The 22,814-nt window shown below is 74.1% G+C and carries 17 protein-coding genes, 1 tRNA gene and 1 pseudogene; 11 read left to right on the top strand and 8 right to left on the bottom strand.

What is annotated here, in order from left to right; genetic code table 11:
* Positions 1-19: 19 nt before the first annotated feature.
* Positions 20-90, bottom strand: a tRNA-Gln gene (locus ABD347_RS14905).
* Between the two features lie 283 nt (positions 91-373).
* Between ABD347_RS14905 and ABD347_RS14900 the strand changes: the two genes are divergently transcribed.
* Positions 374-1,714, top strand: a complete 1,341-nt coding sequence (locus tag ABD347_RS14900) for a sensor histidine kinase (RefSeq protein ID WP_344361102.1) — start codon at positions 374-376, stop codon at positions 1,712-1,714.
* A gap of 19 nt (positions 1,715-1,733) precedes the next feature.
* Here ABD347_RS14900 and ABD347_RS14895 read toward each other — a convergent pair whose 3' ends face one another.
* Together ABD347_RS14895 and ABD347_RS14890 are read right to left on the bottom strand one after the other, a co-directional pair.
* On the bottom strand, positions 1,734-2,222 hold the full coding sequence (locus ABD347_RS14895) for an SUKH-3 domain-containing protein (protein WP_344361101.1): 489 nt from the start codon (positions 2,220-2,222) through the stop codon (positions 1,734-1,736).
* A 10-nt stretch (positions 2,223-2,232) separates the two neighbouring features.
* Entirely contained in the window at positions 2,233-2,748 is a 516-nt protein-coding gene (locus tag ABD347_RS14890) for a YwqJ-related putative deaminase (protein ID WP_344361099.1), read from the bottom strand.
* Between the two features lie 227 nt (positions 2,749-2,975).
* Between ABD347_RS14890 and ABD347_RS14885 the strand changes: the two genes are divergently transcribed.
* The 3 genes from ABD347_RS14885 (at position 2,976) to ABD347_RS14875 (ending at position 7,488) form a co-directional block, all read left to right on the top strand.
* Positions 2,976-3,956 (top strand): SMI1/KNR4 family protein, encoded by a 981-nt coding sequence (locus tag ABD347_RS14885; protein WP_344361098.1) that lies wholly within the window; start codon positions 2,976-2,978, stop codon positions 3,954-3,956.
* A 7-nt stretch (positions 3,957-3,963) separates the two neighbouring features.
* The gene (locus tag ABD347_RS14880) at positions 3,964-6,549 is read left to right on the top strand and encodes an SUKH-4 family immunity protein (RefSeq protein ID WP_344361097.1); all 2,586 of its coding nucleotides are present in this window, start codon (positions 3,964-3,966) and stop codon (positions 6,547-6,549) included.
* A gap of 78 nt (positions 6,550-6,627) precedes the next feature.
* The gene (locus ABD347_RS14875; protein WP_344361096.1) at positions 6,628-7,488 is read left to right on the top strand and encodes a cellulose-binding protein; all 861 of its coding nucleotides are present in this window, start codon (positions 6,628-6,630) and stop codon (positions 7,486-7,488) included.
* A gap of 499 nt (positions 7,489-7,987) precedes the next feature.
* On the opposite strand, the gene ABD347_RS14870 is transcribed toward ABD347_RS14875, so the two are convergent.
* On the bottom strand, positions 7,988-9,553 hold the full coding sequence (locus ABD347_RS14870) for an MFS transporter (RefSeq protein WP_344361095.1): 1,566 nt from the start codon (positions 9,551-9,553) through the stop codon (positions 7,988-7,990).
* A gap of 94 nt (positions 9,554-9,647) precedes the next feature.
* The gene (locus tag ABD347_RS14865; RefSeq protein ID WP_344361092.1) at positions 9,648-11,096 is read right to left on the bottom strand and encodes a DUF2079 domain-containing protein; all 1,449 of its coding nucleotides are present in this window, start codon (positions 11,094-11,096) and stop codon (positions 9,648-9,650) included.
* A gap of 445 nt (positions 11,097-11,541) precedes the next feature.
* On the opposite strand from ABD347_RS14865, the gene mfd reads away from it, so the two are divergent.
* Positions 11,542-15,096, top strand: coding sequence for a transcription-repair coupling factor (mfd, locus tag ABD347_RS14860; protein ID WP_344361090.1), 3,555 nt, complete (start codon positions 11,542-11,544; stop codon positions 15,094-15,096).
* Between the two features lie 63 nt (positions 15,097-15,159).
* Here mfd and ABD347_RS14855 read toward each other — a convergent pair whose 3' ends face one another.
* Positions 15,160-15,918 carry a GntR family transcriptional regulator gene (locus ABD347_RS14855; protein WP_344361087.1) on the bottom strand — a complete coding sequence of 253 codons (759 nt, stop codon included), beginning with the start codon at positions 15,916-15,918 and terminating at the stop codon, positions 15,160-15,162.
* 496 nt (positions 15,919-16,414) lie between these two features.
* Here ABD347_RS14855 and ABD347_RS14850 point away from each other — a divergent pair, with 496 nt between their 5' ends.
* Positions 16,415-16,756, top strand: a complete 342-nt coding sequence (locus tag ABD347_RS14850; protein ID WP_344361085.1) for a hypothetical protein — start codon at positions 16,415-16,417, stop codon at positions 16,754-16,756.
* Positions 16,753-17,001 (top strand): hypothetical protein, encoded by a 249-nt coding sequence (locus ABD347_RS14845; protein ID WP_344361083.1) that lies wholly within the window; start codon positions 16,753-16,755, stop codon positions 16,999-17,001. Before ABD347_RS14850 ends, ABD347_RS14845 begins: the two co-directional genes overlap by 4 nt.
* Positions 17,002-17,067: 66 nt before the next feature.
* Here the strand turns inward: ABD347_RS14845 and ABD347_RS14840 are convergent, their stop codons facing one another.
* Positions 17,068-17,649 carry a TetR/AcrR family transcriptional regulator gene (locus ABD347_RS14840; RefSeq protein WP_344361080.1) on the bottom strand — a complete coding sequence of 194 codons (582 nt, stop codon included), beginning with the start codon at positions 17,647-17,649 and terminating at the stop codon, positions 17,068-17,070.
* 87 nt (positions 17,650-17,736) lie between these two features.
* On the opposite strand from ABD347_RS14840, the gene ABD347_RS14835 reads away from it, so the two are divergent.
* From ABD347_RS14835 to ABD347_RS14825, 3 genes and pseudogenes are all read left to right on the top strand, one after another.
* Positions 17,737-18,597, top strand: coding sequence for an SCO6745 family protein (locus tag ABD347_RS14835; protein ID WP_344361307.1), 861 nt, complete (start codon positions 17,737-17,739; stop codon positions 18,595-18,597).
* Positions 18,598-18,625: 28 nt separating this feature from the next.
* Positions 18,626-19,408 carry an HNH endonuclease family protein gene (locus ABD347_RS14830; protein WP_344361305.1) on the top strand — a complete coding sequence of 261 codons (783 nt, stop codon included), beginning with the start codon at positions 18,626-18,628 and terminating at the stop codon, positions 19,406-19,408.
* Positions 19,409-19,459: 51 nt separating this feature from the next.
* A pseudogene (locus tag ABD347_RS14825) lies at positions 19,460-19,549 on the top strand (N-acetyltransferase); the annotation flags it as partial.
* A gap of 81 nt (positions 19,550-19,630) precedes the next feature.
* Here the strand turns inward: ABD347_RS14825 and ABD347_RS14820 are convergent.
* Positions 19,631-20,401 carry a hypothetical protein gene (locus ABD347_RS14820; RefSeq protein WP_344361078.1) on the bottom strand — a complete coding sequence of 257 codons (771 nt, stop codon included), beginning with the start codon at positions 20,399-20,401 and terminating at the stop codon, positions 19,631-19,633.
* A 249-nt stretch (positions 20,402-20,650) separates the two neighbouring features.
* On the opposite strand from ABD347_RS14820, the gene ABD347_RS14815 reads away from it, so the two are divergent.
* The gene (locus ABD347_RS14815) at positions 20,651-22,783 is read left to right on the top strand and encodes an N-6 DNA methylase (RefSeq protein WP_344361075.1); all 2,133 of its coding nucleotides are present in this window, start codon (positions 20,651-20,653) and stop codon (positions 22,781-22,783) included.
* The last annotated feature ends 31 nt before the right edge of the window (positions 22,784-22,814 follow it).

Raw genomic sequence — 22,814 nt, 5'->3', positions numbered from 1 at the left:
GTCAGGACCCGAACGTGAGCTCCCGGGGAAGGAATCGAACCCTCATTCAATGGACCAAAACCATTTGTCCTGCCATTAGACGACCCGGGATGGTTCGTCCGCTATGTCCGCTTCTTGAGGTCGGACGCGACGGCAGCCCCTACTATGCCGTACCAACAGCCCTCGATGCGACGGTACAAGTCGGTGCTTCGGCCGACTTCGACGACAAGGCCACCGGACCAGGAGCTCGGGGTGGAGATGCCTCGCTGCCGCGACCGTCCGGGCGTCCCTCAGGTGCGCGAGGGATCAGTGGGCCCTGTGGGTGCGGACCGGGGTCGTTCGTGCCGGCGGAGCCGCCGGAAAAGGGGTCGCGGCCGCCCGTAGGCTGGAGGACATGACCACAACGGGGGCGCACCAGGACGCCGCGGGTATGACCGCCCGTGGCCGGTGGTGGGGGCGGCGGCGCAGTGCCGTGCTGGATGTGACGCTGGCGGCGGTGTCCGCCGTGGAGTGCGCGGTCGAGGGGGTGGGGTTCGCGGACCGTGCCGCGTTGCCGGTGCCCGTCGGGGTGTTGTTCGGGCTGGTGGCGGGGGCGGTGCTGGTCGTGCGGCGGCGGTGGCCGGTCGTCGTGGTGCTGGTCTCGATCGCGATCACGCCCGCCGAAATGGGTTACCTGATGGGGGTCGTCGGGCTGTACACGCTCGCCGCCTCCGAGGTGCCCCGGCGGATCATCGCCGTGCTGGCGGGGATGTCTCTGGCGGCGGTGCTGATCGTGACGTTCGTGCGGCTGCGGCAGGACATCGCGTCGGCCGACTTCGATCCCGGGCCGTGGTACGTGCCGCTGATGGCGGTGATCCTGTCGCTGGGGATGAACGCCCCGCCCGTGCTGTTCGGGCTGTACATAGGGGCGCGGCGGCGGTTGCTGGAGAGCCTGCGGGAGCGGGCGGACAGCCTGGAGCAGGAGCTGTCGCTGCTGGCGGACCGGGCGGAGCAGCAGGCGCAGATGGCGCGGACCGAGGAGCGGACGCGGATCGCGCGGGAGATGCACGACGTGGTGGCGCACCGGGTGAGCCTGATGGTGGTGCACGCGGCGGCGCTTCAGGCGGTGGCGTTGAAGGATCCGCAGAAGGCGGTGAAGAACGCGGCGCTGGTCGGGGACATGGGGCGGCAGGCGCTGACGGAGCTGCGGGAGATGCTGGGGGTGCTGCGGGCGGGGGACGCTGTCCCTGTCCGGGAGACGGTGCCGCTGGCGGCGGTGGGACGGGTGGCCGCGGCCGCTGCCGCCGTGGGGGCGGACGGCGCGGGGACGCAGGGCGCGGGGGCGGACTCGGCGGAGGACGGGCCGTGTCTGGACGCCCTGGAGGAGTTGGTGGAGCAGTCCCGGCAGGCCGGGATGGTGGTGGAGTTGCAGGTGATGGGGGAGGCGCGGCCGTACGGTGCGCGGGTGGAGCGGACGGCGTACCGGGTGGTGCAGGAGGGGCTGACGAACGTCCACAAGCACGCGGCGGGCGCGAAGGTGGTGGTGCGGCTGGCTCACCGGGGTGGTGAGGTGGCGATGCAGGTGGAGAACGGACCGACGGACGGCAGTACGGCGGACGCGGGGCTGCCGAGCGGCGGCAATGGTCTGGTGGGGATGCGGGAGCGGGTGACGGCTCTGGGCGGGGTGTTCGTGTCGGGGCCGACCGATGAGGGTGGATTCCGGGTGTCGGCGGTCCTGCCGGTTCCCGCGGCCTGAAGGGCCGGCCGGGGCCGGTTCAGGTCGAGGTGAGGCGGGCGGGCTGGGCGCCGGTGATCAGGGTGGCCAGCGCGTGGTCGATGCCGGGTCCGAGGAACCAGTCGCCGGCGTGGTCGAGGCTGTAGACGCGCCCTTCGGCGTCGATGGCGAGGACGGCCCTGTTGTCGGCCTCTTCGCCGAGGGGGGCCATGTCGGTGTCGAGGGCGCGGCCGAGGTCGGCGAGGCTGCGGGCGTGGTGGAGCCCTGCGAGCGGGTCGAGGTGGACCGGTGTGGGGGCGATCTGGCGCCCGGGTCCGGGTGCGGTGATGCGCAGGCCGCCGAATTCTGCCCAGGCTTCGACGGCGGCGGGGAAGACGCTGTGCCGGTGGCCGGCCGGGGAGACGTGGGCGCGGAGGGCGTCGGCCCAGTGTTCGGCCTGTGCGATGTCCCAGCGGCCGGGCTGCCAGCCCGCTTCCCTGAGGGCTGCGTCGACGGCGACGGGGAAGCGGGTGGTGTTCAGGTCGGGCATGTGCGTGGGGTCAGCCGTTCTGGGCGGTGGTGGGGTCGATGGGGCGTACGCCGAAGTGGGCGAGGAGCGCGGCGCAGGAGCGGCAGGGGGCGGCGTAGCTGCCGTGGAGGGGGTCGCCGTCCTCGCGGATGCGGCGGGCGGTGATCTTGGCGTTCTTCAGGGACCGGCGGGCTTCGCCCTGGCTGAGGGGTTTGCGCTGGGCGCGTTTGGAGCGGTTCCCCTCGGTGGCGGCGAGGTGCCGGGAGAGGAGGATCGCTTCGGGGCAGCGGCCGGTGAAGCGTTCGCGCTGTCCGCTGGTGAGGGTGTCGAGGAAATCCTGTACGAGGGGGTGCAGGACGGGCGGCCGGTCGCCGCGGCCGGCGGTGCAGGTGAGGGTCGCGCCGCGTACGGAGAGTGCTGCTCCGACCGTGGGCAGGATGCCGTCGCGGCGGTGGCGGAGTATGGGGGTGAGGTCGGGACCGGTGCTGCTCCAGCTGAGGCGTGGGTCGCCGGTTGCTGGCGTTGTGCCTGGTCGCGCTGTGTGCATGATGCGTGGTGTCCCCTCTGCAATCCCCCGAGTTGCGTGGGACAGCCTGCCAAATGGGTGAGCCGATGGGGAAGCGGGGGCACTGAAACGTGTGATCGGCGTGTCGTCCTGTCGTCAAGGGGTCACCCGAGTGTGACGGTCGGTCACCGGAGCGGAGGGCGGGTCCCCCCTGTCGGCCCACCGCTTAGGCTGTGCGGACCAGCCAGCAGCAGCAGGGGGCATCCGCCATGACGACAGGTCGGCTCGGGCAGAGTGCCGCGCCACCGAACGCGGCCTACGCCGGGCAGGTCGTGCACTTCCCGGACCCGGTCCGCGCCGCCCGGCATCCCGGTGGGGTGCGGGTGGACGGGAACGGTCACCCGGACTTCTCGCCGTACGCCCGCGCGGTGGCGGAGATCGCCGAGCCGCCGGAGGGGTTCGGCGTGGACGAGCTGCGGCTGACGGACTACGTGTCGGCGAACGCCGCCCTGTCCGCGGCGGGGCACGAGCTGTGGGACACGGTGCCGGCGGTGGCGACGCCGCACGGCTGGACGTGGCATCACGTGGCCGGTACGCGGCGCATGGAGCTGGTGCCGGTGGAGGTGAAGGCGCTGCTGAGGCACCACGGTGGGCTGGTGACGGCCGCGGTGGACCACGGCAAGCGCGGTACGCGTCCGTTGCAGGAGACCCGTCCGGCGCACTTCGGGCTGCCGAAGGGCGCGCTGTCGGTGTCCGAGGCGCAGTTGCAGGGCGTGGAGGAGGACCTGGGGTACCGGCTCCCGGAGGCGTACCGGTCGTTCCTGAAGGCGGCGGGGGGGTGCGCGCCGGTCGGCGCCGCGCTCGACGCGGAGCTGGGGCTCCTGGTCGATCAGCCGTTCTTCACGGTGCGCGACGAGGCGGCGATCAACGACCTGGTGTACGTCAACAAGTGTCTGCGTGATCATCTGACGAAGGATTACCTGGGCGTGGCCTTCGTGCAGGGCGGTCTGCTGGCGGTGAAGGTGCGGGGCGGCGGTGACGTGGGCTCGGTGTGGTTCTGCGCGTACGACGACGCGCGGGATCAGGACGGCCTGACGGTGCAGGAGCGGGTGGACCGGTTGCTGCTGCCGTGCGGGGCGGACTTCGACGAGTTCCTCCTGCGGCTGGCGGGTAATCCGCCGGAGCTGGAGACGGTGGCGAACCTGATGGTGGACGGCGGCTTCGCGCGGGCCGTTCCGGTGGGGGAGTGAGCTTTCGATGGTGACCTTCGCGCAGGCGCAGGAGCGGGCGGAAGAGTGGGTCAACGGTGACGTGCCCGCGTACCAGCACCGTGAGGTGCGGGTGCGGGAGTTCGAGCTGGGGTTCGTGGTGTGGGCGGAGGCCCGGGGCGGGGATCCCTCCCGGGCCGCGGGCCCGGGGGGCGGACCGGGCTCGGACGGCGCCCGTCAGCGGCTGGTGATCGCCCGGGACAGCGGTGAGGCCACGTTGTGGCCGGGGCTGCCGGTGGGTGAGGTGATCCGCCGGTACGAGGAGGAGTACGGGGCCCTCGCGGGGGCGCCGGCCGCTCCCGCCGCGCAGCCGGAGCGGATCGACCTGAACCAGACGTCGTTCCTGCTGACGCCTCCGGAGTGGTTGCAGGAGGCGGCGGACCGGCTGGGCATCCCGGACCGGCGCTCCGGTGGGGGCAGCTCGGGCGGGGACACCTCCGGTGAGGGCGTCTCCGGTGGGGGCACCTCGGGCGGGGACACCTCCGGTGGGGGCGCTTCCGGCACGGGTGCTTCGGGCGCCGGTGCTTCCGGCGCGGGCGGGCAGCCGGGGGATCCCGCCGACGCCGTGCCCGCCGCGTCCGTCGGCCCGGCGCCTGCGGGGGGCGGGCCGCACGGCGAGGCCGCCGTCTGGCCGGCCGCGCCCGTGGACCACGAGCCCACCACTCCCGACGGGGTGCCCGCCTCGGCGCCGTGGAGCGACGTCAGCGCGCCCGGCGCCGAGGGCGACGACGCCTCCGTACCGCTGCCCGCGACCGTGTTCGCGCCGCCGCTGTCCGGGTCGGACGACGACGACACCCCGCCGCCGGCGGTGGGCGCCGACGCCCCGACCGCGCTGATGTCGGGCGGCAGCCAGTTGCCGCGTACCGCCGTCGTGCCCGCGCTCGACCAGCAGGCGGGCCCCGCGGCGGGCGACATCGCGGACGCCGCCACCAGCAAGGCCACCCTCCCGCCGCGCGGTGCCAGGCCGTCGCGCGGGACGGGTCCCACGACTCCGCCGCCGCCCGGGGCTCCGGGTACGCCCGGCGCGCGCCCGCCCGCGTCGGGCCCGAGTGCGCCCGGGGCCCCGGCCGACGGCTATGTACCGACGCGAATGGTCTCGCAGCTGCCCCCCGGTGCGACGCCTCCGCCGGGTCCTCCGTCGCCTCCGGCTCCTCCGGGTGCGACGCCGCCCGCGGGTGGTGGGGTGCACCACGCGGCGACGATGCTGGCGCAGCCGGGTCCGGGTACGCCTCCTCCGCCGGGTCCTCCGGGTGCGCCGGGCGGCCCCGGTGCGACGCCTCCGCCGGGTCCTCCGTCGCCTCCGGCTCCTCCGGGTGCGACCCCGCCCGCGGGTGGTGGGGTGCACCACGCGGCGACGATGCTGGCGCAGCCGGGTCCGGGTACGCCTCCTCCGCCCGGCCCTCCGGGTGCGCCGGGCGGCCATGGCGCACCGCCGCCCCCGGCGCCTCCCGGTCCCCCCGGCGGCGGGGTGCACCACGCCGAGACGATGCTGGCCCGGCCGGGTCCGGGCGGCGCGCCCGGTCCGCTGCCGCCTCCGGGGCCCGTTCCGCCGGCTCCGGCGCCGCCCGCGTACGGCTACCCGCAGCAGCCGCCGACCGGTCTGCCGACCGTGGGCCCCGGCTACCAGGCCGTGCTGCGGTACCGCGCGCCCGACGGGTCCGAGGCCCAGCTGATCCGCCGCTCCGCGCCCGGTACGCCGCACCCCGAGTGGCAGATCCTGCACGAGCTGCGGGTGATGAACGTGCCGCCGCAGCAGGTGCTGGAGCTGCACACCGAGCTGGAGTCGTGCGAGCTGCCCGGCGGGTACTGCGCCCGGATGATCCGGGAGACGTGGCCGCAGGCGCGGATCACGTCGATCGCCCCGTACGGGCGGGATCACGCGAGCCGTCAGCAGGGGATGCGGCAACTCCTCGTTCACCAGGGTGAGCTGCACCAGGTGGCCGATGGTCCGGCGCGTCCGGCGCCGCTGCGTGTGCCGCTGCCGCCGGTGCAGCCCGTGCCGCCGGTCCCGCCGGAGGCCGTCGCGCAGGAGCTGGTGGGCGCGTTCGGGCCGCAGGGGATCTGCCGGTTCGACCAGCGGGCCGTGTCGCGTCAGGGGGTGCCGGAGCTGGTGGCGCGCACGCTGGTGTGGGCGGGCCTGCCGGCGGACTTCGGGCCCTTCTTCTGGGCGCAGCCGGCTCAGCCGGTGGTGCCGACGCTCGCCGAACTGGCCGCGCAGCGGCAGGTGCCGCCGGCGTCCGACGCGGGTTCGTACCTGGTGATCGGGTCGGACTTCGGGCGGGCGATCTGCGTGCAGTACGGAACCGCGCACATCGTGGCCGTGCCGGTGGAGGCGGGCCCGGACGGGCGGTCGGTGGCGCCGCAGTTCGTCAACAGCGGGCTGCCGGAATTCACCCGGTGCCTGGGCCTGCTGGGGCGGATGTGGCGGCTGCGGTTCGGGCTGACGCCGGAGCAGGCGGGCCGCTGGACGGTCGACTTCCAGGCGCAGTTGGCGATGCTGGACCCGGCGGCGCTGTCGTCGCCGGAGAGCTGGTGGTCGGTGCTGCTCGAGCAGATGTGGGACGGGCTGCTTTAAGCCGGAGCTTGGCGCATGGGCGCCCCTTTCCGCCGGCCCGGGGTGTTGCATCCTGGATCGGGGAAAGGGGCGTCAGTCATGAGCGGTTTCGCTGTCGTATGGGGGCGGGGCTACCGGACCGAGCAGGTGGACCGGGCCGTCGCCGGTCTTGAGTCGGACCGGGACGCCGCGCGGCGCCGGGTGGACGAACTGGCCGCGCGGGCCGGGGAACTGACCGCGGAGGCGGTGCGGCTGCGGGAGTTCGTGGCCGAACTGCCGCCGCAGCGGTACGAGACCCTGGGGCGGCGCGCGCAGGAGATCCTCGCGCTCGCGGAGGAGGAGGCCGAGGCGCTGCGGGCGGACGCGCTGGAGGACGCGCGGCGCCTGGCGGACGAGGCGGAGGCGGCGGCCAGGTCGCTGCGGGACGCGGCGCGCGAGGCCGCCGGGACGGTACGGAGCCGGGCCGAGGAGCGGGCCGAGGAGATCGTGGCGGCCGCGCGGAGCACGGCCGCGGAGGCCAGGGCGGGCGCGCTCGCCGAGGCGGAGGAGCGGCGGGGCGAAGGGCTGGCCGCGCTGCGGGAGGCGCGGGAGCGCGCGGAGCGGCTGCTGGCCGAGCAGGAGGCCCGGCACGCCGAGCGATGGGACGCGGCGGAGCGTGCGGCGGCGGGGCGGGAAGCGGAGCCGGCGCGGCGGCACGCGGAGCTGATCGGCGCGGCCGAGGAGCGGCTCGCGGCGGCGGAGCGGCTGCTGGCGGCGGCCGCCGAGCAGGCGCGGCACGATCAGGAGGAGGCGGAGGCCCGGGCCGGGGCCCTGCTGGCGGAGGCGCGGCTGCGCGCCGAGCGGACGGAGCGGGAGACGGAGCGGATCCTGCGCGAGCACGAGACGGCACGCGACGAGGTGCGGGCCCACATGGCCCACGTACGCAGCAGTCTGGCGGCGCTGACGGGCCGTACGGAGTAGCGCCCCGCGCCCTCCCGCCGGACCGTGCCGAGCACCGGGTGCGGTGGCTCCGCCCGCCGGGCCCGGTCCCGTGGGTCGGCGCCGGGCGTGCGGGCCCACCGGGTCCGTGCTCGTGGTTCGGCACCGGGCGTGCGGGCGGGGCCGTCCGGTTTGTGCCGAGCACCGGGGTGCGCGGGCCCCGGTCCGTCCGGTTTGTGCCGAGCACCGGGGTGCGCGGGCCACCGCTGTGGCGCGCGCCGGGCGTGCGGTCGTGCGGGTCCACCGGGTCCGTGCCCGTCGCGCGCGGGCCACGGGGCGTCCCGCCGTTCCCGGCCCGAGCCCGGTGCGGCTTCCGGCGTTCGCCGGAGACACCCTGGCCGGTGGTGGTTCCGGAGCCCGGCGCGTGTCCTGGTCCCACGGTGACGGTTCCGGTCGTCGCTCCGGGCCTCCCGGCGGGCGCCGAGCCGTTCTCGTGGCCCGTGGCCCGGGGGCGCGGGGCCGGGGGCCGGGCGCGGGGAGTTCAGGTGGCCCGGTCGTCGTCCGTGAGGACGGGGAAGCGGCGCGGGGCGAGGGTCAGGAGGACCACGAGCGCCAGGGTCCCGGCCGCGGCGGCGCCGACGAACACGTACTCCACCGTGGCGTCCACCGCGGTGGGGGTGAGCGCGGCGGGGTCGTCGAGGCCGCCCTCGGTGAGACGGGTGGCGAGGACGGCGTTGGCGATGGCGCCGAAGAGGGCCGCGCCCAGGCTCTGGCCGACCTGGCGGCAGAAGAGGACGGACGCGGTGGTCGTGCCGCGCTCGGACCAGGGGACGGTGGACTGGACGCCCACGATGAGCGGCAGCTGGAAGAGGCCGAGGCCGCCGCCCAGCAGCAGCATGAGCAGGGCGGGCATCCACGCTTCGCCCGGGTACGGCAGCAGCGGGAAGGCGAGCAGGACCAGGACGGCGAGGGTCATGCCGGTGACGGCGGTGAGGCGGAAGCCGATGCGGTTGTACACGCGGTCGGAGAACGCCGCGCTGATGGGCCAGGACAAGGTCATCGCGGACAGGACGAAGCCGGCGGCTATGGGGCCGAGCCCCAGGACGGACTGGGCGTAGGTGGGCAGGAACACCGTCGGCGCGACCATCAGCAGGCCCAGCGCGCCGAGGGAGAGGTTGACCGCCGCTATGGTGCGGCGGCGCCAGACCCAGCCGGGGATGATCGGTTCGGCGGCGCGGCGTTCGATCAGGACGGTGACGGCCATGAGGACCGCCGCGCCCGCGAACAGCGCCAGGGACGGCGGGGAGAGCCAGGGCCAGGCCACGCCGCCCTGGACGAGGGCGGTCAGCAGCAACGTACCGGTGGTGAAGATCGCCAGGGCGCCCGGCCAGTCGACCCGGACCTTCGCACGGGAGGGGACGGCGGCGGTGACGGCGGTGGATGCGGTGGCGGGGGCGTGTGCCCCGGTGCGGGCCGGTTCCGTGAGGTGGCGGACGATCAGCCAGAGGGCGACACCGCCGACGGGCAGGTTGACCAGGAAGATCCAGCGCCAGTCCGCGTACCCGGCGAGCAGCCCGCCGAGGGCCGGTCCGGCCACGGAGGACGTCGCCCAGACGGTGGAGAGCCGGGCCTGGATCCTGGGGCGCTCCTTGAGCGGGTAGAGGTCGGCCGCGATGGTCTGCACGGTGCCCTGGAGCGCACCGCCGCCCAGCCCCTGGACGACCCGGAAGGCGATGAGGGACTCCATGCTCCACGCGGCGGCGCACAGCAGCGAGCCGACGAGGAACAGGACTATGCCGGCGATCAGGACGGGCTTGCGGCCGAAGGTGTCGGAGAGCTTGCCGTACACCGGGAGGGTGACGGTCACGGCGAGCAGGTAGCCGGAGAAGAGCCAGGAGAAGACGGAGAGCCCGCCGAGGTCGCCGACGATCTGCGGTACGGCGGTGGAGACGATGGTGCCGTCGAGCGCGGCGAGGGCCATGCCCGTCATGAGCGCCGCGACGACCGGTCCGCGTCCGCGCGGGGCGGTGGAGGAGCCCTTGGTGGCCCGGCCCGCGGGGGTGGCGCCGTCCTCGGTACGGTCTGCTCGGCCGGCGGTGCCGCTCACGTTCCCCCCAAAACGTCAGGATGCATGTATGCGGCAGCATTCCATGCGGGCGCGGAGGCGTCACGGGGTGTGCCATCCCGTGGACGCGGGCCCGTCAGGTGCGGCGCTTCAGCAGGAGGTAGCCGCCGGCCTCGCCGGCCAGGCGGTAGCGGGCCTCGGGGTGGAGCTGCCGGGCGTAGGTGTGCGGGTCGCGTACCCAGCCGGAGGAGTTGTCGAGCGCGATCCAGTCGGGGGTCACGTCCCGCGCGTCACCGATCCACAGCACCCGGCACCGGCCTGCCAGGCGGCTGATGGGCCCGACGTTCGCCTCGACCGTCGCACCGTCGGGGACGCGGGCGAGGAGTTCCTCGGCCGCGACGACCCGCGGGCTCTTGCGGTAGGTGGCGGCCTCGGTGAGCGCCGAGAGGGGCGACGAGGGGGTGAGGGCGAGCGCTGCCGCGGCGGCGCAGGCGGGCAGCCGGTCGGCGTACGTACGCAGCCAGGGGCGCGGGCTGCGGCGCGCCGTGTCGGCCGCGTCGGTGAGTGCGAGGAACAGCACGGGCATCAGGACGGCGCTGTAGTGCCAGTCGGTGGACCAGTAGTGGTCGTCACCGGACAGGAACCGCCAGCCCAGGGTGGGGGCGCCGGCCAGCAGGAGCGGGGAGCGCAGGGCGAGCAGCCCGGTGGTGGGCAGGAGCAGCCAGGCGAGGGTGCGCAGCTTGGTGTCGGCGCCGGCGAGGGGGGAGGGCCCGTCGTCGACCTTGGCCCAGTAGTCGTAGCCGCCGGTGGTGTTGAAGGCGGGGATGACGGCGGTGAGGGTGAGGAGCGTGGCGGCCGCGCCGAGGACGGCGACACCGGTCGCGTACGCGGCGGCCCGGGGCGAGTCCCGGCGGGCGCGCCAGGCCACCACCAGGGCGATCGCGGCGAGGGTGACGCCCATGTCCTCCTTGACCAGGACGAGTGGCGCCGCCCACAGGAGCGCGGAGCGCCACCGCCGGCGCAGGAGGGCTTCGAGCGAGAAGGCGATCAGCGGGACGGCGAAGCAGATCTCGTGGAAGTCGAAGTCGGCCGCCTGCTGGATGCCCCAGGACAGCCCGTACGCGATGCCGGTCGCCAGGCCGGACGCCCGGCCCAGCAGGCCGGTGGCGGCACGGGTGACGGGGACCGCGGCGAGGGCGAACAGCGCGGCCTGCGCGACGAGGAGGGTGACCGGGGTGGGGAAGAGCCGGTAGGCGGGCGCGAGCAGTGCCGTGACGGGGCTGAAGTGGTCGCCGAGGATGTGGGTCCCCGGGCCTTTGAGGTCCGCGACCGGGGCCTGGAGGTGGGCGTAGCCACGGATGGCCTGCTCGAAGATGCCCAGGTCCCAGGAGCGGGTCTCCAAGCGGCGGTACCGCAGCACGGAGAGGGTGCTGTACGCGGCGAACAGCGCGAGTGCGAGGAGGTACGGCGCGCGGTCCGTCCAGGTGCGCCGCCGGGTTCCGGGCGGCGCGGGCGGGCGGCGCGCGCCGGGTATTCGGATCGGCTCGGTGCCTCCGGCGGCCGGGGCGAGGACGGCTCCGCGCATGGGTGAGGGGCTCCTTCGGGTCATCTACGGGGTGCGGGCCCCGGTGGGGCTTGGGAGTACGAGGGGAAACGCCGTCCCGGTCGACACTCTGACGCACTGATTTTCGGACAGGCCGGGCGGGGGTTTTCCCGGCGCGTCCTCCGCGGGTCTCCGGCACGCCCTCCGTCGCTCGCCCGTCGGCCCCGGTGCACCCCCGGTCGGCCCCGGCACGCCCCCCGTCGGGCCCCCGGCGCACCTCTGATCGGCCCCCGGTCGGCCCCCGGCGGATCAGGGGTGGACCGCCGGTGGACCGCCGGTGGTGGCGGGGCGGCCTCGTGGCCCGACGCCCGCCGGGGCCGGGAGGTTTCGTGCGCGGGTGTCGGACCGACGTCGTAGGCTGGAAAACCCCCGGCCCGTGAGACGTGTCGGGCGGTTCGCGTTGCCCACCCCCCGGATGGAAGCCTTCATGAGCTTGCACGGTCTGCTCGACGCCGTCGCCAAGGACCCCGCCCTCACCGAAGCGGTGAAGGCGGCCGCCGACGGCCGCCGGGCCCACGTCGACCTGGTCGGCCCGCCCGCGGCCCGGCCCTTCGCGCTCGCCGCGCTGGCCCGGGACGCCGGCCGCCCGGTGCTCGCCGTGACGGCGACCGGCCGGGAGGCGGAGGACCTGGCGGCCGCGCTGCGCAGCCTGCTGGAGCCGGACTCGGTCGTGGAGTACCCGTCCTGGGAGACGCTGCCGCACGAGCGTCTCTCGCCCCGCTCCGACACCGTGGGCCGCCGCCTCGCCGTGCTGCGCCGGCTGGCCCACCCCTCGTCGGACGACCCGGCGACCGGCCCCGTCTCGGTCGTCGTCGCACCCGTGCGCTCCGTGCTCCAGCCGCAGGTCAAGGGCCTGGGCGACCTGGAGCCCGTGTCGCTGCGCACCGGTCGGCAGGCGGACCTGAACGACGTCGTGGAGGGCCTCGCCGCCGCCGCGTACGCGCGCGTGGAGCTGGTCGAGAAGCGTGGCGAGTTCGCGGTGCGCGGCGGGATCCTGGACGTGTTCCCGCCGACGGAGGAGCACCCGCTGCGCGTCGAGTTCTGGGGCGACGACGTCGAGGAGATCCGGTACTTCAAGGTCGCGGACCAGCGGTCGCTGGAGGTCGCCGAGCACGGGCTGTGGGCGCCGCCGTGCCGTGAGCTGCTGCTGACGGAGTCCGTGAGGGCGCGGGCGGCGGCTCTCGCCGAGGCCCATCCGGAGCTGGGTGAACTGCTCGGCAAGATCGCCGAGGGCATCGCCGTCGAGGGCATGGAGTCCCTGGCCCCGGTGCTGGTCGACGAGATGGAGCTGCTGCTGGACGTGCTGCCCGAGGGCTCCATGGCGGTGGTGTGCGACCCGGAGCGGGTACGCACCCGGGCGGCCGACCTCGTCGCCACCTCCCAGGAGTTCCTGCACGCCTCGTGGGCGGCCACGGCAGGCGGCGGCGAGGCGCCGATCGACGTCGGCGCGGCGTCGCTGTGGGGCATCGCGGACGTACGGGACCGGGCGCGCGAGCTCGGCATGATGTGGTGGTCGGTGTCCCCGTTCGCCGCCGACGAGACGCTGACCCACGCCTCCGGCGCGGCGGGCGACGCCGACACCCTCAAGCTGGGCATGCGCGCCCCGGAGGCGTACCGCGGCGACACCGCGAGAGCCCTCGCGGACACCAAGGGCTGGCTGGCGGACGGCTGGCGCACCGTGTTCGTCACCGAGGCGCACGGTCCGGCGGCCCGGACGGTCGAGGTGCTGGGCGGCGAGGGCATCGCGGCCCGTCTCGACGGGGACCTGAAGGGCATCGAGCCGTCCGTGGTGCACGTGGCGTGCGGCTCGATCGAGTACGGGTTCGTCGACCCGGCGCTCAGGCTCGCGGTCCTCACCGAGACCGACCTGACCGGCCAGCGGGCGGCCGGCAAGGACGGGCAGCGGATGCCGACGCGGCGCCGCAAGACGATCGACCCGCTCACCCTGGAGACCGGCGACTACATCGTCCACGAGCAGCACGGCGTGGGCCGCTACATCGAGATGGTGCAGCGCACCGTCCAGGGCGCCACCCGCGAGTACCTCCTCGTCGAGTACGCCCCGGCCAAGCGCGGCCAGCCAGGTGACCGCCTGTACATCCCCACCGACCAGCTGGAGCAGGTCACCAAGTACGTCGGCGGCGAGGCCCCGACCCTGCACCGGCTCGGCGGCGCCGACTGGACCAAGACCAAGGCGCGCGCCAAGAAGGCCGTCAAGGAGATCGCCGCCGATCTGATCAAGCTGTACAGCGCCCGGATGGCGGCGCCCGGTCACGCCTTCGGCCCGGACACCCCGTGGCAGCGCGAGCTGGAGGACGCCTTCCCGTACGCGGAGACCCCCGACCAGCTGTCCACCATCGCCGAGGTGAAGGAGGACATGGAGAAGACGGTCCCCATGGACCGCCTGGTCTGCGGCGACGTCGGCTACGGCAAGACGGAGATCGCCGTGCGCGCCGCGTTCAAGGCGGTGCAGGACGGTAAGCAGGTCGCGGTCCTCGTCCCGACCACCCTGCTGGTGCAGCAGCACTTCGGCACGTTCTCGGAGCGGTACTCCCAGTTCCCGGTGGTCGTCCGCGCGCTGTCCCGCTTCCAGGGCGACACGGAGGCGAAGGCGACGCTGGAGGGCCTGAAGGACGGCTCGGTCGACATCGTCATCGGTACGCACCGGCTGTTCTCCTCCGAGACCAGGTTCAAGGACCTGGGCCTGGTCATCGTCGACGAGGAGCAGCGCTTCGGCGTCGAGCACAAGGAGCAGCTGAAGAAGCTCCGCGCCAACGTCGACGTCCTCACCATGTCCGCCACCCCCATCCCCCGCACGCTGGAGATGGCCGTGACCGGCATCCGCGAGATGTCGACCATCACCACGCCCCCGGAGGAGCGGCACCCGGTCCTGACCTTCGTCGGCCCGTACGAGGAGAAGCAGATCGGCGCGGCGATCCGCCGGGAGCTGCTGCGCGAGGGCCAGGTCTTCTACATCCACAACCGGGTGGAGTCGATCGACCGGGCGGCGGCCCGCCTCCGCGAGATCGTGCCCGAGGCCCGGATCGCCATCGCCCACGGCCAGATGACCGAGCAGGCCCTGGAGCAGGTGGTCGTCGACTTCTGGGAGAAGAAGTTCGACGTCCTGGTCTCCACGACCATCGTCGAGTCGGGCATCGACATCTCCAACGCCAACACCCTCATCGTGGAGCGCGGCGACAACTTCGGTCTCTCCCAGCTCCACCAGCTGCGCGGCCGCGTAGGCCGTGGCCGCGAGCGGGGGTACGCGTACTTCCTCTATCCGCCGGAGAAGCCGCTCACCGAGACCGCCCACGAGCGCCTGGCGACGATCGCCCAGCACACCGAGATGGGTGCCGGCATGTACGTCGCCATGAAGGACCTGGAGATCCGGGGCGCGGGCAATCTCCTGGGCGGTGAGCAGTCCGGCCACATCGCGGGCGTCGGTTTCGACCTGTACGTACGCATGGTGGGCGAGGCGGTCGCCGACTACCGCGCCTCCCTGGAGGGCGGCGTGGAGGAGGAGCCGCCGCTGGAGGTCAAGATCGAGCTTCCGGTCGACGCGCACGTCCCGCACGACTACGCGCCGGGCGAGCGGCTGCGCCTCCAGGCGTACCGGGCGATCGCCTCCGCGAACTCGGAGGAGGACATCAAGGCGGTACGTGAGGAGCTGACCGACCGCTACGGCAAGCTGCCCGAGCCGGTCGAGAACCTCCTCCTGGTGGCCGGCCTCCGCATGCTGGCCCGCGCGTGCGGCGTCGGCGAGATCGTCCTCCAGGGCCCGAACATCCGCTTCGCCCCGGTGGAACTGCGCGAGTCCCAGGAGCTGCGCCTGAAGCGGCTGTACCCGCGTACGGTGATCAAGCCGCAGGCCCACCAGATCCTGGTCCCCCGCCCCACCACGGGCAAGATCGGCGGCAAGCCGGTGGTGGGCCGGGAACTGCTGTCGTGGACGGGCGAGTTCCTGGCCACGATCCTGGGTTCCTAGCTCCTCGGCGCGCGGGGCGGCCCTCCCGGAGGTGCCGCCCCGGACCGCCCGCCCGTCCAGTGCCTACGGGCCGTCGAGGTCGATGACGAAGTCCACCACGGTGGTGTCGCCCCTCCGCACGATGGGGTGCGCCACCTCTACTACGCGACCCGTGTCCGCGATGTGCCGGCGCGTGTACCGCAGCACGGGGACTCCGGTGCCGATACGCAAAGTGGCCGCCTCGTCGGTGGTCGGCATCGCGCACGTGAAGGACTCGGTGATCCGGCTGACCGTGATGCCGAGTGAGGACAATTGTGCTCGCGTCCCGCCGGGCCACGGCTCGTTGATCGGATCGGCGACCGGGGTGCCGGCGACGTCGCTCCACCGTAGGTAGCTGGTGCTCATCTGGGTGGGCGTGTCGCTGTCATAGAAGACGAAATGGCGCGCGAGAAGCCGTTCTCCCGGCTCGCACTCGAAGAGCACCGCCACCTCCGGGTCGGCCCTCACCTGCTCGAAGCGCTTTTCGAGCCGGTACTCCGACCAGCCGATTCCCTGATCACGGGTGAAGGGCGTGGCCTTCGCGCCGTTCTGCGCGCGGTAACGATCCGCCGCCATGCGATGGACGGGTGGCCGAGGCCGTACACGGGTTCCCGCGCGAGCTCGGCTCTCCACAACGCCTTCGTTGCGAAGCAGGCCGAGGGCATTGCGAATCGTGGCCTCCGAGACGCCGTACTCGTCACACAGCGCCGGGAGGATGGGCAGCTTGTCGCCAGGCCCGAACTCCCCGGAGGAGATACGGCGCCGCAGGTCAGCGGCGATCCGCTGGTATTCGGGCTGAGTCACGCCACACCACCGTTCCGAACGGACTTCGTAATCTGCGTACACATAATGTCCCGCCCGGCTTGACCCGCGCCAACGTGAGCGGCATTCTGACTACAGATAACGGTTATCTGACGTCAGATAACCGTCCTCGGGAGGTCCCGCATGCCCGGACGGGGGTACACGTGGTGCAAGTGTTTCGCCGGGCTGCCCGAGCAGGCCCGAGCCGTCCGGGGGTGGACGGCGCTCCGCATCCCGCACGCCGATGCCCCTCTCATTGCTCACCAACTCTTCGTGGCGGCCCTTGGAAGCCGGCCGGACGCCGTGGAAATGACCTTGTCCACCGCGGATCGCCGCGTCCGCATCACCGCGGCCGGTCCTTCGGTGCTGTCACTGCTTCAGTGTCACGGTCCCGGTTCGGTCATCGTCCGTTCCCTGAGCACCGCCAGCGGGGTCGACCCGGACGGACGCGCCATGTGGGCCGAGCTCTGCTGCGCGACCGATGTCTGATGGATGTCTGATGAAGGAGTGCCCCCTGATGCGCCGACTGCTCCTAGGCTTCTTTGAACGGGCTCGGATCCGGTTCGCCGTCCCGCGTGGCGGCCACCGCGCTCACGATGCGACGGCCGCACCGCCGCGTCCGAACCCACCCACCGTCACCGCCCGGCCCGCGCCGACCGTGCGGCAGTGGTACGAGCCGCGCGACGGTGGTGCGAGCGCGCTGGTGAGGCCCTACGTGCGGGCGTACGAGCGGGAGGAGGCGGACCGCGTACGGAGGTGGCGCCGCGATGTTCTGCTGCTCGCCACCTACGGGGTCGACCTGGACGTGCGGGACATCCACCGGACCGGGGTGACCGCGTGACGAGGGTGCGGGAGCTGCCCGCCGGCAGCGGCAGACGGTGTTACGTCATCGGAGACGGTGACGGCCCCGCGTCCCGCCTCGCGGACGAGATGGAGGCCGCCCAGCTCGGCCTGGCGCGACACCTGCTGGACCGGGCGGAACGCGCCGCCGGTGACCCGGAGCCGGTGGACGTCGACCTGCTCGCGCTCGTCGCCCGGCTGAGCCGCGCCCTGGGCGACGCCCTGCGGATGGCCGAAGGCGACTGAGCGGTACCCACCGCTCAGGGCCGTCGATGCCGATGTCGGCGCGGACCGGCGCCGGGCGGCGGAAACTCATCGGCTCGCCGGGGGGTGGGCCGACCGGGCCGTGAAGAGCATGCCGGTGAGCGAGCGGAAGACGTCCTCCGGGGCCGCGTCGCCCACCGGGGCGGTGAGGTTGTGCGTCAGGAGCAGCGTCGCGAAGCCATGGGCCAGGGACCAGGCGGCGATACCCGCAAGGCGGGGGTCGTCCTCGTCGACGGCCTCGGTCACCGCCTCCCGGAGGCGGTCGCCGGCGCGGGTGCGGGCCGCCAGCAGGGCGGGGTCCTCGGGGTGGTGGAGGTCCGGCTGGAACATCACCTGGAAATGGGCCGGGTGCTCCATGGCGAAGCGGACGTAGTGGACGCCCGCGTCGCGCAGGTCGGTCGCGTCCGCGAGGGTGGCCGCCAGCAGGTCGAAGCCCTCCGCCGCGATGGCGGTGAGGAGACCGGCGCGGTCCTTGAAGTGGTGGGCGGGCGCCGCGTGGGAGACGCCCGCGCGGCGGGCGAGGTCGCGGAGGCTCAGCGCCGCCGGGCCGTCGGAGCGGATGACGTCGAGGGCGGCGGTGAGGACGGTCCGCCGCAGGTCGCCGTGGTGGTAGGCGCGCTGGCTGCTCATGGGGCCACCGTACGCCGATCTAGGCGTTGACAAGTTCGGTGGGGTCGTGGACGCTGAATCCGGACAGTGACCAGATGGGGGGACGTCATGGACCAGGACCTCGGTCGCGTACGACAGATGTGGCACCTGCTGGAGCCGCTGCACGCGGTGCTCTACTACGCGCCGGAGGCTTTCGAGGAGGCCGCCGCGCTCGGATACGGGACCGAGGAGCGCTGGCCGTCGTACTTCGCCTGGCGCGCCGCCCCGCTGGGGCGGGTGGGCGCCGGGCAGGTGGCGTCCGCGTTCTACGGCTTCAGCCCCGCGATGGTGGAGCGGTATGTGCCGGCCGCGTGGGAGGCCGCCGCCCCGGCGGACGTCCTGGTGGCGCGCCTGCGGGCGATGGACCGGTTCTACCGGCGGCTGCTCGGGGAAGAGGTGGGCGTGCTCCAGGAGGCCGCCGCCCTCGCCCGGCGTGCCGCCGAGGCCGCCGTCCACGCCGGGCGGCCGCTCGCCGCCGCCAACGCCGCGCTGGAGTGGCCCGAGGAGCCGCACCTGGTGCTGTGGCAGGCCACGACGGTGCTGCGCGAGCACCGCGGGGACGGCCACCTGGCCGCGCTGCTCGCCGCCGGGCTCGACCCGGTCGAGTCGCTGGTCTCCTTCGCCGCCGTCGGCGCCGCGTCCCCGGAGGTCTTCGCGAGCCGGGGCTGGAGCGAGGACGCGTGGGCGGCCGCCCGTGAACGGCTGGTCGCGCGCGGGCTGCTGACGGCGGGTGGCACCGCGACCGACGCGGGGCGGGCGGTGCGCGACGAGGTGGAGCGCCGCACCGACGAGATGGCCGCGGGCCCCTGGGCGGCGCTCGGCGCCGAGGACACCGCGCGGCTCGCGGAGGCCCTCGGCGGCGTCTGGCTCACCGTCATCGGCAGCGGCCTGCTGCCGGGCGAGAACACCCTGGGCATCGGCAAGGTGTAGGCCCGGCGCCTACCATGCGGGGATGCCCATGACACGGAAGCACCGGCCGCCGGTCCGCACCGCCGCGACACTCGCCGCCCTGCTCGCCGCGTCCCTCGTCACGGGATGCGGCGCGGGCGGCGCGGTGGCCGGAGCGGGGGGCGGCGCCGGGTCGGCCGGACCGGGACCGGCACCGGCGGGACGGATCGCCCCGCTGGACAACCCGGACGGTACGAAGCCGGGCCTCGCGCCCCTCGCCTCGGACGCCGACCGGGCGGAGGCCCGGCGGCTCATCGAGGCGCTCACCGTGAAGGGGCGGGGGCCCAGGACGGGGTACGACCGGGACGAGTTCGGCTACGCCTGGATGGACACCGCCGACGGCGTACCGCTGGCCCGCAACGGCTGCGACACCCGCAACGACCTTCTGCGCCGGGACGGCCGGGAGCTGCGTTTCCGCTCGGGTTCCGACTGCGTGGTCGTGGCGATGACGCTGCACGACCCGTACACCGGCGAGGACATCGCGTGGAAGAAGGCGGAAGCGGCCGAGGTGCAGATCGACCACGTCGTCCCGCTGTCGTACAGCTGGCAGCTCGGCGCGTCGCGCTGGCCGGAGAGCAAGCGCCAACGACTGGCGAACGACCCGCTGAACCTGCTCCCCGTGGACGGCCCCACGAACAGCCGCAAGGGTGACTCGGGTCCGGCGTCCTGGCTGCCGCCGCACAAGGCGATCCGGTGCGCCTACGCGGTGCGGTTCGCACAGGTGGCGAAGAAGTACGAGCTGCCGGTCACCACCGCGGACAAGGACACCATGCTGCGGCAGTGCGGCGGTTGAGCCCCCACGTGGGCCGGGCGGCCCCCACCTGATGGAGGTCTCCGGCCCGGTGGAGGCGCGCTGGTGCCGGTGCGGTGTGAGGTGTCGAGCGGGTACGCCGTGTACGTCGAGCCCAACGTGTGGGTGCGCCACCGGCTGTAGGCGGTGCGTGGTGCGCGGTGGGGCCGGACAGGCCGCCCCCTCCGACGGTCTGTCCGGCCTCACCGTGCCCGCGGCCCTTTGTTACTGCGCGCCGAGCTCGTCGAGGTCGACGATGTCCTTGGCGGCCGGCTTCTTCGCCGGGACCGGCTTGTCGTAGTCGAGGAAGGAGATGGTCCCCGGCTCCTCGCCGCCCTTCTGCTCGACCCTCAGCAGGTAGGGCTCGCCCTCCGTGGCGACGTAGATCGTGTACGTCTCGTCGCCGTCCGTCTCGGTGAGCGTCAGCGCCTTCTTGCCGTTGACGGTGGTCTCCTCGCCCCGCTTGGCGGAGTTGATGCCGGTCTCGAACTCGGCGAGCATCGAGTCCAGTTCGCACATCTCCAGGCTGTCCTTGGCCTCGGGGTCCGTGACGTCGGTCTTCATCCAGCGGCCCTTGAGCATCTTCAGCACCGCCTCCGTCTCCTCCGGTGAGCCGCCCTCGCTCTGATCGCGCAGGAAGGCCTCGTCGAAGCGCAGGTAGGCGACCTTCCCGTCCTTGATGAGCTCCATGGTGCCGGTGTCGCCCATGGTTATGGTCCCCGCGCACTGGCCCTTGGTGTCGAGGGCCATGAAGGCCTTGATCTGGCCCTCGGGCGTCTTGAGGTTCGCGTCGAGGGTGAGGGAGTCGGCCTTCTTGGTCGCCTTGATGGCGTTGTTGGCGATCTGCGGGCCGGACAGGCCGGGGAACGGGCCGGTGTCCTTCGTCCGGTCGCCGGAGGAGCCGGGCGAACCGCAGGCCGTGAGGCCGAGTACGGCGGCGGCGCAGAGCGCGGCCAGGGCGGGGCGCGTGAAGGTGCGGAGGGCGGTGGAAGACATGGGGCTATCTCCGGGTGAGGGGGAGCGGGGGAGCGGGGTAGTGGTGGCGCCGTACTGGCCGGGCCGGGACCGGGCCGTGTGCCGGGGCCGTACAGCTGCCCCGTGCGGCGACGGGTCAATAAGAGCAGAGCTTGTGAACCGAGTCAACACGGTTCACGCCACCCCGGCCTAGTAACACTGTGAAGGGAGAACTCTTGTGTACGGCTGTAGGATCGGCGCCACAGCAGCAGAGGGAAGGGAGCCAGCCGGGTGCCGGACAACGCAGCAGAGGTGACCGCGGCCGGGATCGCCCGCCTCGCCGGGGTGGGGCGTGCCGCGGTCAGCAACTGGCGGCGCCGTCACGCCGACTTCCCGAAACCCGTCGGCGGCACCGAGACCAGCCCGTCCTTCTCGCTCGCCGACGTCGAGCGGTGGCTGCGCGCCCAGGGGAAGCTCGCCGAGGTGCCGCCGCGCGAACGCGTCTGGCAGCAGATCGCCGGACACCCCGCCGGAGCGGTCACCGCCCTCGTGCACGCCGGCTGCGCCCTCCTGCTGGTGCACGACAGGTCCAGCGGCTGGCTGGAGATGACCGCCGTGTCCGACGAGCGCATGGCCGAACTGCTGCCCCCCGCCCTGGAAGAGATCCTGACGCTCCGCTTCGGCCCCGAACGCCCCGTCCCCACGCCGAACCCGACCGAACTCGCGCCCTCCGTCCCCCTGCTGCGCGCCGCCGCCGAGTTCGCCGCCGAGACGGGCGCCCGGCAGGCCTTCGAGTTCCTCCTCGGCCGCCACCTGGACGCCAATCCCCGCCAGTACACCCTCACCCCGCCCGGCCCGGCCTCCCTCATGGCGGAGCTCGCCGGACCGGCCGGAACCGTGCTCGACCCGGCCTGCGGCACCGGCGCCCTGCTGCGCGCCGTCGACAAGCCCACCGCCCTGTACGCCCAGGAGACCGACCGCGACCTGGCCGCGCTCACCGCGCTCCGCCTGGCCCTGCGGTCCGGCGCCGAAGTCCACGCCCGGTCCGGCGACTCGCTGCGCTCCGACGCCTTCCCGCGGCTCACCGCCGACGCGGTGCTCTGCCACCCGCCGTTCAACGAGCGCAACTGGGGCCACGAGGAGCTGGCCTACGACCCGCGCTGGGAGTACGGCTTCCCCGCCCGTACCGAGTCCGAACTGGCCTGGGCGCAGCACGCCCTGGCCCGGCTGCGCCCCGGCGGCACCGCCGTCCTGCTGATGCCCCCCGCCGCCGCTTCGCGCCGCTCCGGCCGTCGCATCCGCGCCGACCTGCTGCGGCACGGCGCGCTGCGGGCGGTCGTCGCCCTGCCGGCCGGCGCGGCACCCCCGTACGGCATCCCGCTCCACCTGTGGGTGCTGCGCAAGCCGGTCGCGGGCGCCCCCGCCTCACCGGAGCTGCTGGTCGTCGACACCTCCGAGCACACCGACGCGGGCCGCGACAGGCTCGACTGGCCGGCCGTCCACACCGCCGTACTCGACGCCTGGCAGCCCTTCGACAAGCACGGCACCGTCGCCGAACGGCCCGGCGCCCACCGCTGCGTCCCGGTCATCGAGCTCCTCGACGACGATGTCGATCTGGCACCCGCCCGCCACCTTCCGCCCCCGGCCGCCGCCGGCGGGGCCGAGGAACTGGCGGGGGTACGCGACCGGTTGACGGCCGTGCTGCGCCGTACCGTCGAGCTGACCCCGCCGCCCGCCCGCACCGCCGCCCACCCGGAGTCCGCCCGCCTCCCCGGCGTCACCGTGGGCGAGCTGGCGCGCACCGGCGCCCTGGAACTGCGCGCGGGCGGAACCGGAACCGCCGCCGGAGCCGGCACGGGGCACAGCACCGCCCCCCGGACCGCGACCGGCGACGCCACCGGCACCGGCGGTGGTGCCGCCTCCGCGCCCGTCCCCTCCGTGCCCGTCCTCACCGAACAGGACGTCCTGACCGGCCGGGCCCCCTCCGGAAGCCTCCCCGAAGGCACCGGCGAGGAGCCCGTGCTCGTCCGCGCCGGTGACGTCGTCGTCCCGGTCCTCGGCGGCGGGTCGATCGCCCGTGTCGTCGACGAGGCCACCGAGGGTGCCGCCCTCGGCCGCAACCTCCAGCTGCTGCGCCCCGATCCGGCGGCCATCGACCCCTGGTTCCTGGCCGGCTTCCTGCGCGGCACCGCCAACAACCGGCAGGCCAGCAGCTACGCGTCCACGGCGACCCGGCTCGACGTGCGGCGCCTCCACCTGCCCCGGCTCCCGCTCGCGGAGCAGCGGCGGTACGGGGAGACGTTCCGGGCGCTCGCCGAGTTCGAGGAGGCGCTGCGCCTCGCGGGACGGCTGGGCGAGCGGCTGGTGCGGGGCATGTACGACGGGCTCACGGACGGCACGGTCGAGGCCGCACCGGCCGGCTGATCATTTCCACAACGGTTCGTGCAACCCCGGC

This window comes from Streptomyces gobitricini, from assembly GCF_039532985.1.
In the GTDB taxonomy this organism is placed as follows: Bacteria; Actinomycetota; Actinomycetes; order Streptomycetales; family Streptomycetaceae; genus Streptomyces; species Streptomyces gobitricini.
Note: the sequence above shows the minus strand (reverse complement) of the source record. Positions and strands in the feature narration are given on the sequence as shown.

Bases quoted from the DNA above. Each gene is read 5' to 3' on its own strand.
- ABD347_RS14900 (WP_344361102.1), top strand. From the start codon at position 374: ATGACCACAACGGGGGCGCACCAGGACGCCGCGGGTATGACCGCCCGT.
- ABD347_RS14895 (WP_344361101.1), bottom strand. From the start codon at position 2,222: ATGCCCGACCTGAACACCACCCGCTTCCCCGTCGCCGTCGACGCAGCC.
- ABD347_RS14890 (WP_344361099.1), bottom strand. From the start codon at position 2,748: ATGCACACAGCGCGACCAGGCACAACGCCAGCAACCGGCGACCCACGC.
- ABD347_RS14885 (WP_344361098.1), top strand. From the start codon at position 2,976: ATGACGACAGGTCGGCTCGGGCAGAGTGCCGCGCCACCGAACGCGGCC.
- ABD347_RS14880 (WP_344361097.1), top strand. From the start codon at position 3,964: ATGGTGACCTTCGCGCAGGCGCAGGAGCGGGCGGAAGAGTGGGTCAAC.
- ABD347_RS14875 (WP_344361096.1), top strand. From the start codon at position 6,628: ATGAGCGGTTTCGCTGTCGTATGGGGGCGGGGCTACCGGACCGAGCAG.
- ABD347_RS14865 (WP_344361092.1), bottom strand. From the start codon at position 11,096: ATGCGCGGAGCCGTCCTCGCCCCGGCCGCCGGAGGCACCGAGCCGATC.
- mfd (WP_344361090.1), top strand. From the start codon at position 11,542: ATGAGCTTGCACGGTCTGCTCGACGCCGTCGCCAAGGACCCCGCCCTC.
- ABD347_RS14850 (WP_344361085.1), top strand. From the start codon at position 16,415: ATGAAGGAGTGCCCCCTGATGCGCCGACTGCTCCTAGGCTTCTTTGAA.
- ABD347_RS14840 (WP_344361080.1), bottom strand. From the start codon at position 17,649: ATGAGCAGCCAGCGCGCCTACCACCACGGCGACCTGCGGCGGACCGTC.
- ABD347_RS14835 (WP_344361307.1), top strand. From the start codon at position 17,737: ATGGACCAGGACCTCGGTCGCGTACGACAGATGTGGCACCTGCTGGAG.
- ABD347_RS14830 (WP_344361305.1), top strand. From the start codon at position 18,626: ATGACACGGAAGCACCGGCCGCCGGTCCGCACCGCCGCGACACTCGCC.
- ABD347_RS14820 (WP_344361078.1), bottom strand. From the start codon at position 20,401: ATGTCTTCCACCGCCCTCCGCACCTTCACGCGCCCCGCCCTGGCCGCG.